The following is a 15,277-nucleotide window of genomic DNA, read 5'->3' on the forward strand; positions in this document are numbered from 1 at the left end:
GCTTCAGACGAATTTTTTCTCACTTTGGTATCAACGGGGTTCACAGAGATTGCCTGAACTTTTACCAGTACATCACGTTCCTTAAGCGTAGGCTTCGCTTTTTCAATATCTACCAATGAATTTTTAAAATCATCATGGTTATTTATAACATACGATACGGCTTTCATAGATTTGTCCTTTTGTAATAGTGGATTTAATAGCGGGTTAGTTTAATTAAATGCAGTGTTTTTAGTGTATTGCAGATAGGCTGGCTTGGGTCAGTCAGTCTAATCTGATAGAATTAATGAAAGATAGTCGATATTCTGAGGCTAGGCTAGGCTAGGCTAAAGGTACAAGGTCAAGGGCGCTAGTTAAGGTCATAGCTTTTGCGCCTGTGTTTTCGCCAAAAATAGCCGTTGGTAAAATGCCGTCATTTATTGTTGTACCAGTGTACCCAATCAAAGGTGGCGAGTGCAACATCATTTACACCTTATCACTTATGCTTGTTTCTTTGTTATGGTTAAAGCAAGGTTATAGTTAAAGCACAAGCATAAAGGAAGTAATATCAGTATCAAATTTAAGCTGATACAGACATTCCCCACGACCTAAAGCATAAATGTTTATGTAACCTTTATACAACAAAGCTATGCGCTAAAGCCGTTTGACATGAATATAACAGTGGTTTAGACTCAATTTTGATGCTAGTCAATGTCGGCTAGTCAATATTGGAGTATTAGTGATGGTTAAAACCGCTTTATATGTCCGTCTTGAAGCTAAACCAGGTAAAGAACAACAAGTAGAAGATTTCCTAAAAGCTGGTCTGCCTATCGTCAATGAAGAACCTGCCACAGTTGCATGGTTTGGTCTACGCCTTGGCCCTTCAACCTTTGGTATTTTTGATGCATTCCCTGATGAAGCAGGTCGCGAGGCTCATTTATCGGGCAAGGTTGCCGCCGCTTTGATGGCCCAAGCAGATGAACTATTTTCAGAACCGCCTTCTATTGAAAAAGTAGATGTATTGGCAAGTAAACTACCAGCTTAGATTGAAGCCCAATTCTCTTGAGCCTAAGCCTCCTAAAGAGCTGCCTAAAATATTAATTAAGAAGCAGCTCTTTATTATGATTATATCACTTCACTTAAATCAGTCACTTAGCTAATCGGTCATCCCATACTGTGTCATTGACGATTATTTGACTATATATATTCAATTACAATATTTTCTTAACTTGCTGATAGCAAGCAATGTGCAAATTTAGACTTTGCGCTATTTAACTATTTACCCTGCAATTAATCATACCGCTTTGTTGTTTTAGTCATTACCAAGGTTTAAATCAGGTTTTAAGCTAGCTACCTTACTTACAAAAACTGCTTTTCCCGATGGATTAAATTTTATTATTTACACTATCAAGAAATCTACACTACAAATAAATAGACGACTGGTCTATTTTTGTGTATAGTGACGGCATGATGACAGCAAAATCCCAGTGTTGACTAGCGTTGAGCAATATTTGCAGTATTGACCAATGTTTGCAGTATTGAGCAATTTTTTAAGTTTGTTGGACAGATAATATTTGCTTACATATCAGTCGCGCAATCTTTTTCAATGCTACCAATCAATGCTATTAAATAAAGGATTGATTTGCTCGGCATCTTGTACATTGCGCACACGACTTCCTGCTGTGCTCATGTAGCAATAACCTCAATGCTAAAAACTATCAGAGAAAATAACATGAAAATTTTAATTGTTCTGACCTCACATGACAAACTCGGCAATACTGGTAAGAAAACAGGTTTTTGGTTAGAAGAACTTGCAGCGCCGTATTACACCTTTATTGATGCGGGTGTTGAAGTTACCCTAGCATCACCTCAAGGTGGGCAGCCACCGCTAGACCCAAAAAGTAATTTAGCAGAAGCACAAACTGAAACCACGCATCGCTTTGAAGCAGATCCCGTGGCAATGCAAGCATTGGCACACACACATAAACTTAGCGAAATTTCTATCGATGATTATGATGCCGTGTTTTACCCAGGCGGGCATGGTCCATTGTGGGATTTGGCAGAAGATCCGATTTCAATTGCTCTGATTGAACAAGCGATTGAGTCAGGAAAACCCGTTGCGACAGTTTGTCACGCCCCAGGTGTTCTTCGTCATGTAAAAACCAGTGATGGCAAGCCTTTGGTCAGCGGTAAATCCGTGACGGGTTTTACCAATACTGAAGAAGAAGCAGTAGGATTGACCGAAGTTGTACCGTTTTTAGTCGAAGATATGCTCAAAGAAAAAGGTGGTCATTATTCTAAAGCGGGTGACTGGCAAGTGTATGTCCAAGTAGATGGCTTGCTAATCACTGGACAAAATCCTGCCTCTTCTGCTGCAACCGCCAGCGCACTGCTTGAATTGTTAAATAAGGAGTAGCCCATGTCTGCATATGTGGTATTTACCCATGAGCAAACTACGGACGCTGAGGAACTGGCGCAATATGCACAAAAAGCGCCGCTTGCTCGGGAAGGTCGTGAGCTAACACCCTTGGCTTTTTATGGTCAATTAGAAGTGCTTGAAGGCAATGAAATTGAAGGCGCTGTTATTTTACGCTTTCCTGATATGGCAGCCGCGCGAGACTGGTATCACAGTCCCATATATCAAGAAGCATTACAACATCGCCTAAAAGGGGCAAATTATCGTGCCTTTATCATTGAAGGTGTTGAAGACGCTATTTGAGAAAAAGCACTGCTATCAGATGTGCTAGCTAACCTACAAGTTAGTACATGAGTGATACGCATTGTTATCAAGTTGATGTAATAGCAGCCCAGTCATTATGTATGACTGGGCTGCTATTACAATTTTTGCGGCTATCATTGTCGTGAAGCTAAGGTAGTAAAACTAAGTTAGTGAAGCTAAGTTACTAAGGTTAAGTTAGTGAGGTGAAGCTAGCAAAGCTAACTGTTAAGACTTTCCACTTTTTAATAAAAACGCCGTCGCTTTTAGCGCTTGATGTAATGGTGTTTTATCTTTTTGCAGCTTACTTAATAACGCTGCGCCCACCCACATTTGGTAAGTCACTTGGGCTACCGTCAAGGCATCAGTATCTGCTTGGATAGACCCATCTTGCTTGCCCAAAACGATGACCTCAGCAATCCGCTGGATTACCTTATCGACGCCATCAGACATAATAGCGCGCATATCTTCAGATAGGTCAGCGACTTCTGCAGCAAGTTTTACAATTAAACAGCTATCTGCCCAACTACATGGCGCATCAGGATCTTCAATCCATAGGTTAAAATACCCAATTAGTTTTTGATAAGCCGATTGGTCGCTACGCCAGAGTTCATCTAAACGGCGTTGGTAATTATCTACATAATACTGTACCAATTCACAGCCGAAAGACTCTTTAGATTTGAAGTAATGATAAAATGAACCTTTAGGGATGTCGCAGCTTTGTAAAATTTCTTGTAATCCCACACCGCTAAAACCTTTACGCAAAATTAGGTCAGAACTGGTGTTAAGAATGTGTAAGCGTTTTGCTTCAGACTTCTTGATAGGGGTAGGCTCCATAGTTATTGTATACGTTATTATAAAAAATAGACCAGTCGTATTGTTTTTATTATAACTTTTCTACAATGAATGTAAAGACGTTTTCCTTGAAAGTATTAACTACTAACAAAAATAATTCAATATAAAACAAGGATTTATATAAAATTAGGCAGTGGTTAGGTGATTAATTCAAACAGTCAAAACCAATGATATGAGTGTAGATCTAAAAGTATGACTTTAAAATAGGGATTGACGCTAATTGCTATTTGATTATTACAATCCAAAAAATAAAAAACCACTGAGGATTAATGCACCTAAGTGGTTATTTTATTTTTATATGGTGGGCCCACACAGACTTGAACTGTGGACCAAAGGATTATGAGTCCTCTGCTCTAACCAACTGAGCTATAGGCCCGAAAGGGTAGTGTCACAAATATTGCTAAGCAAATTTGTCAAAACTAGGCTGATTATAATACCTTAAAAAATTATTTTTGCAATGTGGAAATGGATAATTTTATGCAAAACGCTGATTAAATCAGCATAAACTTGTCTCACCGAATACGCATTATTTGTCTTGTGTCACCGCAATCATCACACCCATATATTTATTGTCATTGCGTGACAGCGTCTGACTATACAATGCCGAGGCGCTACCGCCATCCAAAAACAACGCATTGTCACAGCCCAATTGCGATTTGAACAAATCGGCAAACTCATAAAAGCTGACAGGGGTATCGCTTATCACAAATTTGACGCGGCTAGGATTGCGACCACACACGCCAACACCATTGCGGTATTTTCTCGAGGTACTATTGGCATCAAATGCTGGATGGATGTTACCATCGATGACCAGCATGGGTCCAGATTGGGTGGCGAAGGTCGGTTTTGCCCCGCTTGCCAGTTTTTTTGCCATGCTTTGACTTTCAGTGATATAAAAACCTTGACGGTCTTGCCAAAATACCCCATTGGGCATTAGGTGAAAGTTACCACCGCCCTGCTTGAGATTTAGGGCTCGGATTTGCTTGCCATTGATGACCGTATACCCAATCGGCGCAAAATTGCCATCGTACATCCCGGCATTCATCGCAAACAACAAGGTTTTGGCAGGTTGCTGGCTTGCCAAATAATCGCGAAGGGTAGTAAAGGTGAGTAATAATGGGTGGCTCGCGGACGAGGGATTTTGCCAATGTAGTGAAAAATTCGCCGCGTTTTTAGCATCAAGCTCGCAGATACTATAGTCGAACGGCTGGCTTTTTCGCTGACAATCTGGCATGGTTTTGACAGTAAACTGACGTGCCAAACCGATACTTGCCACCAATAATAGCGCCAAGCATAGGCTGACAACAACCGCTTGTGTTTTTGTGATATTTGAGAGCGTCATACCATTGAGAGAAAATTTAAGCTATTGGCTACTATATCATAGTTGCGTATCACAGAATATATCCGCCATTTATTACAAAAAACTCGTTCAACTTGATATTCTAGCAATTTCGACTTAACAGTGATGAATTAAACTAGTTTTTGCCCTCAATATCATTATAATAGGCAACTAAGAACAGCACCCCGCGTTTATTCAAATCTTCAAATCACGATTTGACAGAGCCATCGGGCAGGGTATGGGCTGTTTTTACAGTTTCTAGCACTTAAAATCATAATCCCCTTCAATTTTAAAGGAATTTAACATGGCCATTGAACGTACGTTATCAATTATCAAACCTGACGCAGTTGCAGGCAACCACATTGGCGAAATCTACAGCCGTTTTGAAAAAGCAGGCTTAAAAATTGTGGCAGCAAAAATGTTGCATTTAGACAACGAAAAGGCGGGCGGTTTCTACGCTGAGCACAAAGAGCGTCCGTTTTACAACGATTTAGTCTCTTTCATGACTTCAGGTCCAGTGGTTGTATCAGTACTTGAAGGCGAGAATGCAGTGGCTCACCACCGTGAAATCATGGGCGCTACCAACCCAAAAGACGCCGCTGAAGGCACTATCCGTCGTGACTTTGCTAACAGCATTGATGAGAACGCGGTTCACGGTTCAGACTCAACCACATCTGCAGCCCGTGAAATCAGCTATTTTTTCAATGACAATGAAGTTTGCCCACGTACGCGTTAATCTTAACACAACAAAAAACGGCTTAAATTTTAAGCCGTTTTTTTATTGCCTATCACTCGGCTGAGCTATCATTAAAAAGTAGCAATGCAACAACAAGGATGCAAAATTAATATTAATAGTTTTATTAAGGAAACTAAAGAAACTTAATTTAACAATTCATAACAAAGAGCACATAGAGCGTAGGTGCAAATCCGCTAAAATAAATTCATCACGACATAAATACAAGCTTTGTTGACTACGATATCAGTAAGACAAAAAATAAAATAAAAAACGATAAAAATAAAAAAGCCATAATTTGGCATTATGGCTAACATCAGTAAAACAAAGAAGAAGAAAGAAACAATAAAAATAAAAACAAGTAGTGCATTACCCACTCCCATCAAGTTCCCCACTTGATGGGTTTATTTTTATATTATATAACGTTATATAATAAAATACCATAGCAATTTACTAGGATTTATCAATTTTTTTTAAATAATATAGGCTAACTTGTTTAATAGCCGATTTTTATGCTATGTAGTGGTAGCGCCAGCAATGGGGTATTAAAAGTTGCTATTCACAAGTTGTTTTTCCCAATTTGCTATTCCTAAGTTACTAGTCTAAGCTGCCTAGCTACTTGTAAATCATGCTTTAACCGTTAAAATAGAGACCGATAAAATAGACACCATTAAACCAAACAGAATAGCCTACCAAAATCACGACAGTAAGATAAAAAAATAGGATTAACCATGATAAGAATCGGTCAGGGTATTGACGTCCATGCCTTTGTTAATGACGGCACAGAAAACCAATTCATAACATTAGGCGGGGTACAAATTCCCCATACCCACAGTTTGCTTGCGCATTCTGATGGCGATGTGGTGCTACATGCGTTGTGTGATGCGTTGCTTGGTGCATTGGCACTTGGCGATATTGGGCAGTTTTTCCCAGATACCGATGAGCGTTTTCGCAATATAGATTCGACCATTTTGCTAAACCAAGTGTACCAGTTTATCCAATCAAAAGGCTTTGCGCTTATCAATGCCGACATCACTATCATGGCGGAGCGTCCAAAACTATTGCCTTATCGTAACGAGATTCAATCGCGTATTGCCGGTGTCATGGGCTGCGCGATTGACCAAATCAGCGTCAAAGCCACCACGACTGAAAAGCTTGGGTTTACCGGTCGTCAAGAAGGGATCATGGTAAGCTGTGTGGTGTTGCTTGAACAAGTGACTTCATCAAATTAATGGAATTTGCGGGTGATTTTGCTGCTGACTTTTTTGGGGTGGGCATCTTGAATGTTTACTTTCAATAACCATTATAGCGTATAATAGCAACCCTGCACTCATTATTAGTGAGTCAAATTCTAGCTGCGAAGATAGCGCTCTACTTTAAAGGGCTTGATAAAGGAATTTCATATGACTGATATGAACCAAACTGACATCGAACAAACCATCCGTGACCAAATCGCTCAACACAGCGTATTGCTTTACATGAAAGGCACGCCACAGTTTCCACAATGCGGTTTTTCTGCGCGTGCGGTGGATGTGCTAACCCAAATTGGCCGCCCATTTGCGTTTGTCAATATTCTTGAAAACCCAGAAATCCGTGCAACTTTGCCACAAATTGCTAACTGGCCAACTTTCCCACAATTATGGGTGGCAGGTGAGCTGATTGGCGGCAGTGATATTATCTATCAAATGTTCCAAGACGGTGAATTACAACCCCTAATTGAAGCCAATAGCCCAGCGGTTTAGTTTTACTACGAGTGGGTTAAGGTTATTTCTTTTTTAACGTTTTTGTTGTCATGTATCCATAACCATGTATCAAGTCCTAGCACGCAAATATCGTCCAAAAAACTTCCATGAGCTGCTGGGACAAGAACATGTGTCCAAAGCATTAATCAATGCCATCCATAACCAGCGCTTGCATCATGCGTATCTATTTACGGGTACGCGAGGGGTCGGCAAAACCACCATTGCGCGTATTTTGGCAAAATGCCTTAACTGTGAGACAGGGGTGACAAGCGAGCCTTGTGGCGTATGTACTGTATGCCAATCTATCGATAGCGGTCGCTTTATTGATTTGATTGAGATTGATGCGGCATCACGTACCAAAGTTGAAGATACCCGTGAATTACTCGACAACGTACCCTATGCTCCAACGCAAGGTCGCTACAAAGTCTATCTAATTGATGAAGTGCATATGCTATCGACGCATAGTTTTAATGCGCTACTCAAAACCCTCGAAGAGCCGCCAGCGCATGTTAAGTTTCTGCTTGCGACCACAGACCCACAAAAACTGCCCATTACCATCATCTCGCGTTGTCTGCAATTTGTACTCAAACCTTTGCCGCAAGTCGCGCTCGCTGAATATCTTGGCACGATTCTGAACAAAGAGCAAATTAGCTACGAGCCTGATGCCTTATGGCAGCTATCGAGCAGTGCCAAAGGCTCCGTGCGCGATGCATTGTCACTCACTGATCAAGCTATTGCGTTTGGCAATGGCAATGTCACAGATGAAGTGATTCGCCAGATGCTTGGTTTAATTGACCAAGCCGATGTCATCGCTATCCTTGCCAATATTTATCAGCAAAATACCCAACAGTTGACGCAGGCCATTCAGCTTCTGCGTGAGCAGGTGGTGGATGCCAAAGCCGTATTTGACAGGTTGGCTGAGACGCTGCATCAATTGGCTATTTTGCAGGCCTTGCCAAATTTTGATTTGCAAATCAATCGCCAGCAAAGCGAGCAATTGCAACAACTGGCTCAGCAGTTACCCGCAGAGCTATTACAACTATATTATGACATTGTGGTAAAAAGCCGTGAAAACTTGGCATTAGCCAATACGCCGATGCAAGCGCTAGAGATGTGTTTGCTCCGCTTGATGGCGTTCAAGCCGCTGCATCGTAATCAAATCCCGCTTCGTCATCCAATCGCTAGTAACCCTGATTCTCAAAGTCCCGATTCTCAAAGTCCTGATTCTCAACTTGTTGACACAACGCCTAGCGAATTAATGCAAGCTGCAAAGTCTTCAGTGGTGGCTGAAGATAGCTTACAAGTAACCTCCGAGCAGAGTGATAATAACTTATCGGATAACAATCTGCTCAAATCTGCGCCAAACGTTGCGAGCGTTGATAGCCTTCAACAAATCATTGAACAAGGCATTGAACAACAGACATTTGATGATACCCATTTAATATCTATCGATGAAGCCGCGGTCAATACCCCCACACAGCAAACACCTACCATAGAAGACGATGCCAATCGCTTATCTGATTTGCAATCAAGCGATAGTCATCATGAAATTACTGCGCCAGACATCGTTGCAGAGTCTGGCAACACGCCTAGCATTGTCACAGAAGATAGCGCATTGATAAAAAACAATGCGCCAGCGCCAGTCGCCATAGCTACCAATGTCAATGTTAATGTTGACCATTCCCACCACACTATGGCGGCAGAGGGTAATGATATTGCTGATATATCGCCACTGGCGTTGCTCAAACCCACTGATGTACCACTTGAAGGCGAATGGACGCCTGCCAAATGGGATTATTGGGTGTTTAATGCCCGTGAGCAAGGCTGGCTCGATGAGGATGAATTAGTGCTTGCCAAACGCGGGGTGATGACGGGCGAGATTCATGGGGTCAGCCAATTTGCCACCGAACAAAACTTTTTGACCCATACCGCAACTTTTGATAATTTTTGCCAAAAACTGCAACAGCGTTTTGAGGGTATTGATATTCGTTTGGCGGAGTCGGCAAGTAATTTTCAAGCGCTAGAGAAATTAAAACCAGAAGCGCTACAAGAAGCCCGCGAAAAACTAGCGTTACAACAAGCTACCCACCAGCTTGAACAACAAGCAGTTACCCAGGCGCTGTTGCAACAACAGGCATCAATTAGCTCTGTTAAGTTAATTAAATAAGTCAATTTAATTTATATAAATTCTAATTTTTACTTTTTTAACAGACGAACAATCGAAGAAAACCAATGTTTGTTAAGAAAATCAATAAAATACAACATTAAATAGTTGAAAAAATATTAATAATTTTAGTTAATAAATCCCGATGTCGTTTAATTTATCTTGCTAATGGCGTATAATACATCAGCTTTTAAAAGTGACTTTGATTAAGTGATAAAATTGGGTGAAATATGCTTGATAATTTAAGAGGCATGGCGGTTTTTGCAAGTGTTGTACGTCATGGTTCATTTAGTGGTGCTGCAAAAGAACTGGGCATAACAACAAGTGCGGTTAGTCAACAAATCCGCTCGTTAGAAAACGATATGGGTGTGGTGTTGTTGCATCGCTCAACTCGTAAGTTAAGCTTAACAGAAGCAGGCACTAGTTTTTATGAGAGTGCCAAAGATGTGGTTGCGGCAGCCGAACAAGGTCGTATCCGTGTTAATCAATTACGCGATGAGTTAGCAGGGAACTTGCGCATTGCGACCACGCCAGAATTGGGTGTGAATCATATTTTACCGGCGCTGTCGACTTGGATTTCGGCGCATGATGATTTAACCATCCATTTTGAAGCGGACAATCAGTATGTTGACTTGATTGAAGAGCGTATCGATATCGCCCTTCGGATGTCACCAAACCTTAATGACAGTAGTTTATCAGCGTTCCCTTTGACCGAGATACGTCAGTTGCTAGTGGCTTCACCGCATTTTTTACGTCAAAATGAAAAATTGACCGAGCCAAAAGATTTGGCCAAACTCAATATGATTGGCATTAGCCTTATCAAAGATCCCAATCAAGTCGATATGATCAATGTGGAAACAGGTAAAAAATCACGCGTGCGTATGCCAACGCGTATTCAAACCAACAACATTATGCTTGCCACGACCCTTGCTAAAGAAGGGCATGGCGTTGCCCGTATCATGTCACTAGATATCCAAAAAGAATTGGCAAATGGCGATTTGGTGGAAGTATTGCCAGGTTACCAATTACCAAGTTATATGCTGTATGCAGTAACACCCAGACATGAACAACAACCTGCCAAGGTGACGCGCTGTCTTGAAGTGTTGACCAAGTATTTTGCTAAAGTTTAACGGTTGGACTGTCAGTAATACCAATAATTAGTACTAATAAACAGTTTAATAAAAAGCGAATAGTGAAGGCTATTCGCTTTTTTATTGGTGCTGATAGTGACAATCAAGGCTGTCTGTCAGGCGGCGCTTGGGTGACGCCATAGCGAGTGAGTTGTTGATGCAGGATGCGACGCAACTCCAAAATCGCCTGCGGGCTAGTATGGACATTGTGGCGACCGGTAAGCACTTTTTCAGATTCCACGCCTTCTAAATGCGAGCTGTTGTACGGCACAATACCATCGGAGACACGGTCGGTTGCGCCATATTTCACCGATTCTAAGAGTTGCTTTTTCTCATCTAGACTTTGTTTGGCTTGCGCGAGACTCGTGGTGTTATACAGCTTGGTTTGTGTGGCGGGGTTAACGGTCGCGGTTGTATTGTCATTTTTTAAAGAGGTTATGGATGCCGATACATCATCAGTAGCGCTATTGGCTGCCTTAGCGGTAAGCTGTTCGAGCGCATTGGACAAATCTTTATCATCAGTGGCGATGATATTATTGACTGCAACATTGGGCGCGATGGTGACATCTGCCGTTAATTGGTTAAAGTAAGAGCGGCTGCTCAACTGGCTGGCGCCATTTTCCAAAAATAGCTGTGCCAGCGGATTGCTTGAAACCACGCCTTCAGTAAATAGCGAATTTAAATTGTCATACACGGTGCGGATAAATCCTGCCGGTAGTGAGATGATACGGCGCAAACTGCGAGTAAACCAGCGATCGGCATAATCGGTACCGCGAAATGGCGAAGAGATAAAAATCGCGCGGTCGACTTGCGGCAGCGCTTGAAGTTTGAAGCGGTCACTGAGCGTTTTATTTTGCGCATGACGGACAAAGGCCGCGTAGCCTGCTGAAAAATTATTCAGCTGTGAGTAATTGGCAACCAGCGACTCGACTTTGGGCGTTAAGTCATCATTTGATACCAACAAACGCCCAATCACCCCACCCATACTATGACCAATCAGCACCGCATGTTGACTGGCAACGTCCTGCTGCTCAGGATCGACAGTTTTAAAAGTGCGTTCAATCAAGTCATAAATTTGGTGGCGGTTTTCTAGCATCGGGATATTGGTTGGATAAAAAATCTGCCAAACTTGGAAGTTTTCGCGAAGTTTTGGGTCATTAAAAATGTCATTGGTCAGTCCAATCCAAGTCTCAGGACTCGATGCCAACCCATGCATCATGATAATCACACGTTTATTAGGATTGTAAGGCTCAAGCATAAATAAATGCGGCTGGGTCTGCTGATACGGCGAGGAAAACATACTAAAATAACTGATATTGCCTAGGCGATTGTCCTGTGACCATAAGCCATAGGCTGCCGAAAAATTCGCCGATAGTGCAAAATCTTTGTTGAGTATAGAGACACTTTTAAACTGATAGGAATCATAAATATTGAGCGAAAAATCGGTGGTTTTTTGTACCTCATCAATGGTATTGCCTTTGGGCACCAACACCGCGGTCATAGGCAAATGCCCTGTTTGGTGGATACGTTCTTCTAACGGTGTATTATTGGCATAGTGTTGCAACAAGTCAATAATCACCGCCGTATTGATGCGACTATTGAGCAGCGCCACATAATTGATACCAAAGCCATCGCGGCGACTGATGGTATTAAATTTTGATAAATCAATCTGGTAGCTTGAAATCAGCTTCATCGATGCTGACCTTTGGGTAAACGGCTGTCCATTGATATTGATACGCAGGTTGTTGCGAGTGATTTGATAATTTTCTGCTATTTTTTGATGATACAAGCGATCACCTAACGCATCGATGGCAGCGTAATACAAATCCTGAATTTGGGTGTCGCGTTGTTTTGGCAGATAATACAATTGTGACGGTTGTTGATTGACGACAGTTGGATTGAGGATATCGTACATCAAATAAATGTAAGAAAACCGAATCGACTGCAGCATATCGTCTTGAAAGGCGGTGGTACAAGAGATTTCATCGGGTCTGCGCGCTACAACGTCGGTCTTGCCAACCAAATTTTTGGCATAGTCTGTGGTCAAATCTTTTGGCGGATTGGTACAAGTTTTGGCTTGCTGGCGCTGCTGGGCAGAGGCGTAAAACAGCTCACTAATTGCGCCATAAATCCCTTTATCGGTATTAAGATCTGCTTGCTTGAGCGTCACTACACAGGCAGGCATATTTGCCAAGCATTTTTCTTCATCTAAACCTGCCTGCACTAAACGGCTTTTGGTGTCAGAACTCAAGCGGCTGCCCGATAACACGCTGACGCGCTGATCGATGATGGCTCTTGCAGTATTGCGGCTACCGATTTTGGTGGTGGCGCAGCCAGTAAGGGTGATGATAGCAACCAATGTCGTTGCAGTGATTAGAGGCGTTTGACAAAATCTAGTCGATTGGTTTGTGAGCGGCATGATGATTTACTCGGCTAAAAGAGCAAAAAGGGAGACAGCAAAAAAGGTTAGCGCAAAAAAGTTACATATCGTTGAATGACAGCATGAAAAAAATCACCATGCTAAAATTCAACTATGATGGTGAATTAGCATGGTGACTTAGCAGTGATATTAAACCACGGCTAGGGTATAAACGCAAAAAATTATTGAACGACTTTTGCAGGAATATCCCAAATATAGTATTTACCGCTATTGACGATGCGTAATTGCTCATCGATATATGGGTTGTCTGGGTTTTTGGCCTTAAATTCCGTTAACCGTTGAATGGCACGGTCTTTTTTGTCATCCAATAAATCCGCTTGTGCCAAACTTTGCGTAGCTTCTAGATAGCCCATTTTTTCGGCTTTTTCTAAGTATTTGGCACCTTCTTTAAAGCCGCCACCCTCAGCAAGCATTGCGCCATATAAAAAGTTGGCTTCTGCCGTGTCATTGAGCCTCACGGCACGGGCGATATAATTGCCTGCACGCACGGCATAATCAGAACCTAAATCCAGATTGCGACCCATGGCATTGAGTTTTGCTGCACGCAGTAGCACTTCATAAGAGGCATTTGGATTTTGTGCGTAGGTCTCAATCCATGCGGTCAATGATTTGAGTCGCTCAGTGGTATTGTAGCGCTCAGTACGGCTTGAAAAAACAGGTGGGTAATGACGCGCCATTGGGCTAGCATAGGTAATAAAATCGTCTAACACGCTGACATCTAACTGTGTACTGTTATCCGTGGTTCGTGGAACCAAAACGGTTTTTATTGTTGAGATATTACTAAGCGTTAAAGTCGGCAGTGGGATATTGGCAAGGTTTTGCGCTGAAATATCCGTGCCTACCAATTGTACGCTGTTGGTAGATGGATAAATCACATTGGCAACCGTGGGGGCGGTCAAGACAGGTACTATCATTGAACCTGTGTTTGAGGTGGCTGACGGGGGTGTCGTTTGCGGGGTAGTATCTTTCACGCTGTTGACTGTATCAGCCGATTTTTCGGTTGATTTGTTGGTAGTTTTGGCTTTGGTGACCGTGGTTTTTTTAGTGGCTGTTGTCTGGGTAGCGGGTTTTGCCGTGGTGGTTTTGGTGGTGGTGGTCTTGGTCGTTGTTTTTGCGGTTGCCGTTGCAGCCATCGCTACAGTGGCATTTGTTGCCATCAAAATAGCTAAGGTATAGGCTAGAGGTTTTACCATGTGAGTCATTGAAATTTCCTTAAAAAATTGGGTGGGATAAATTGCGTAAATCAATCAGCTTATCCCATAGCAACAATGTAAAGCAATAATGTAAAAATACTATCAAAAAAAAATAAAGTTATTGTTATATTTTTACGCGAAAGCAGCGCGCTTAAGCAAGGTTATAGCAATAAACATGCTCGGTTAAATATGATACGCCACTGTTTTCATGCAATTAGCCAAAAAACGCATCGTGGTTTTGATGGGTGGTGGCAATGGGCTGGCGCCTGATTCGACTGCTTTATCACGGTGGTGCAATTCTTCTTTATCCATTTGGCTTAAAATCTCAGCACTGCGTTTATCGTGTGCAGGCAGCTTACCAAGATGGCTGTGTAAATGCTCGCTAACTTGGGTTTCTGTCTCTGCGACAAACCCCAAACTAAACTCATCAGAAATCAATCCCGCTACCGCACCCATACCAAATGATAGCCCATACCAAAGCGGACTAAAAATACTGGGATGACTACCCAATTCATTTAACCGTGTCTCACACCATACCAAATGGTCAATTTCCTCTAGCGCAGATTGGTGCATGGCTTTTTTGACTGTTGCTTGCTTGGCGGTAAATGCTTGACCGTGGTACAGTCCTTGCGCGCACACTTCGCCCGTGTGATTGATACGCATGAGACCTGCGACATGACGCGCTTCTTCCACGGACAGTTTTGGTACATCGGGGCTAGAGACAGGCAACGGACGGGTGCTAGGATTGCTGTTTGGAATAAACGAGCGAATCGCCCGATCAAAGAATACAATATTGCGGTCTAGCTTACTGAGTGATAAGTTGTTTTGTGTTGGTTCAATCGACATAGGCGCTCTATTCAAAGTGTTTCCAATCGCTATTATGCGCAGAATATGACGTTAATTCTACTCAATATCACAACTTTTGACTAGCAAATCTATGTAGCTGATGGGCGATTTGGCTATTTTATAAAAAGCCCGTGAGAGGCTAG

At 42.2% G+C, this 15,277-nt stretch carries 13 protein-coding genes, 1 tRNA gene and 1 pseudogene; 8 read left to right on the forward strand and 7 right to left on the reverse strand.

Features of this window, described 5'->3' with window-relative positions; all coding sequences use genetic code 11:
• Positions 1 to 167, reverse strand: a pseudogene (locus ACH0AB_RS04160) (zinc-binding alcohol dehydrogenase family protein); the annotation flags it as partial.
• Between the two features lie 551 nt (positions 168 to 718).
• On the opposite strand from ACH0AB_RS04160, the gene ACH0AB_RS04165 reads away from it, so the two are divergent.
• From ACH0AB_RS04165 to ACH0AB_RS04175, 3 genes are all read left to right on the forward strand, one after another.
• Entirely contained in the window at positions 719 to 1,021 is a 303-nt protein-coding gene (locus ACH0AB_RS04165) for a putative quinol monooxygenase (RefSeq protein WP_007116447.1), read from the forward strand.
• A 687-nt stretch (positions 1,022 to 1,708) separates the two neighbouring features.
• The gene (locus ACH0AB_RS04170) at positions 1,709 to 2,392 is read left to right on the forward strand and encodes a type 1 glutamine amidotransferase domain-containing protein (protein WP_406877304.1); all 684 of its coding nucleotides are present in this window, start codon (positions 1,709 to 1,711) and stop codon (positions 2,390 to 2,392) included.
• A 3-nt stretch (positions 2,393 to 2,395) separates the two neighbouring features.
• The gene (locus ACH0AB_RS04175) at positions 2,396 to 2,695 is read left to right on the forward strand and encodes a DUF1330 domain-containing protein (RefSeq protein ID WP_406877305.1); all 300 of its coding nucleotides are present in this window, start codon (positions 2,396 to 2,398) and stop codon (positions 2,693 to 2,695) included.
• 225 nt (positions 2,696 to 2,920) lie between these two features.
• Here ACH0AB_RS04175 and ACH0AB_RS04180 read toward each other — a convergent pair whose 3' ends face one another.
• The 3 genes from ACH0AB_RS04180 to ACH0AB_RS04190 all read right to left on the reverse strand — a co-directional run bounded on the left by ACH0AB_RS04180 (position 2,921) and on the right by ACH0AB_RS04190 (position 4,889).
• Positions 2,921 to 3,529: a TetR/AcrR family transcriptional regulator gene (locus ACH0AB_RS04180; RefSeq protein WP_406877306.1), complete on the reverse strand. Its 609-nt coding sequence runs from the start codon at positions 3,527 to 3,529 to the stop codon at positions 2,921 to 2,923.
• Positions 3,530 to 3,846: 317 nt separating this feature from the next.
• Positions 3,847 to 3,923, reverse strand: a tRNA-Ile gene (locus tag ACH0AB_RS04185).
• Positions 3,924 to 4,073: 150 nt separating this feature from the next.
• Positions 4,074 to 4,889 carry a phosphodiester glycosidase family protein gene (locus ACH0AB_RS04190; protein WP_406877307.1) on the reverse strand — a complete coding sequence of 272 codons (816 nt, stop codon included), beginning with the start codon at positions 4,887 to 4,889 and terminating at the stop codon, positions 4,074 to 4,076.
• Between the two features lie 301 nt (positions 4,890 to 5,190).
• On the opposite strand from ACH0AB_RS04190, the gene ndk reads away from it, so the two are divergent.
• The 5 genes from ndk (at position 5,191) to ACH0AB_RS04215 (ending at position 10,655) form a co-directional block, all read left to right on the forward strand.
• Positions 5,191 to 5,622, forward strand: a complete 432-nt coding sequence (gene ndk, locus ACH0AB_RS04195; protein WP_007116442.1) for a nucleoside-diphosphate kinase — start codon at positions 5,191 to 5,193, stop codon at positions 5,620 to 5,622.
• A gap of 728 nt (positions 5,623 to 6,350) precedes the next feature.
• Positions 6,351 to 6,851: a 2-C-methyl-D-erythritol 2,4-cyclodiphosphate synthase gene (gene ispF, locus ACH0AB_RS04200; protein ID WP_065253686.1), complete on the forward strand. Its 501-nt coding sequence runs from the start codon at positions 6,351 to 6,353 to the stop codon at positions 6,849 to 6,851.
• Positions 6,852 to 7,022: 171 nt separating this feature from the next.
• Complete coding sequence (gene grxD / locus ACH0AB_RS04205) at positions 7,023 to 7,361, forward strand: Grx4 family monothiol glutaredoxin (RefSeq protein ID WP_007116440.1); 339 nt, start codon at positions 7,023 to 7,025, stop codon at positions 7,359 to 7,361.
• A 64-nt stretch (positions 7,362 to 7,425) separates the two neighbouring features.
• Positions 7,426 to 9,528 carry a DNA polymerase III subunit gamma/tau gene (dnaX, locus tag ACH0AB_RS04210; protein WP_406877308.1) on the forward strand — a complete coding sequence of 701 codons (2,103 nt, stop codon included), beginning with the start codon at positions 7,426 to 7,428 and terminating at the stop codon, positions 9,526 to 9,528.
• A 227-nt stretch (positions 9,529 to 9,755) separates the two neighbouring features.
• A complete protein-coding gene (locus ACH0AB_RS04215; protein WP_007116438.1) occupies positions 9,756 to 10,655 on the forward strand; it encodes a LysR family transcriptional regulator in 900 nt (299 codons plus the stop codon).
• Between the two features lie 103 nt (positions 10,656 to 10,758).
• On the opposite strand, the gene ACH0AB_RS04220 is transcribed toward ACH0AB_RS04215, so the two are convergent.
• The 3 genes from ACH0AB_RS04220 to coq7 form a co-directional block, all read right to left on the reverse strand.
• Entirely contained in the window at positions 10,759 to 13,074 is a 2,316-nt protein-coding gene (locus ACH0AB_RS04220) for an esterase/lipase family protein (protein ID WP_406877310.1), read from the reverse strand.
• A gap of 182 nt (positions 13,075 to 13,256) precedes the next feature.
• Entirely contained in the window at positions 13,257 to 14,297 is a 1,041-nt protein-coding gene (locus tag ACH0AB_RS04225) for a tetratricopeptide repeat protein (protein ID WP_312174635.1), read from the reverse strand.
• 174 nt (positions 14,298 to 14,471) lie between these two features.
• Entirely contained in the window at positions 14,472 to 15,134 is a 663-nt protein-coding gene (gene coq7 / locus ACH0AB_RS04230) for a 2-polyprenyl-3-methyl-6-methoxy-1,4-benzoquinone monooxygenase (protein ID WP_406877311.1), read from the reverse strand.
• Positions 15,135 to 15,277: the final 143 nt, after the last annotated feature.

This window comes from Moraxella sp. 179-F 1C4 NHS (assembly GCF_045370505.1).
In the GTDB taxonomy this organism is placed as follows: Bacteria; Pseudomonadota; Gammaproteobacteria; order Pseudomonadales; family Moraxellaceae; genus Faucicola; species Faucicola tetraodonis.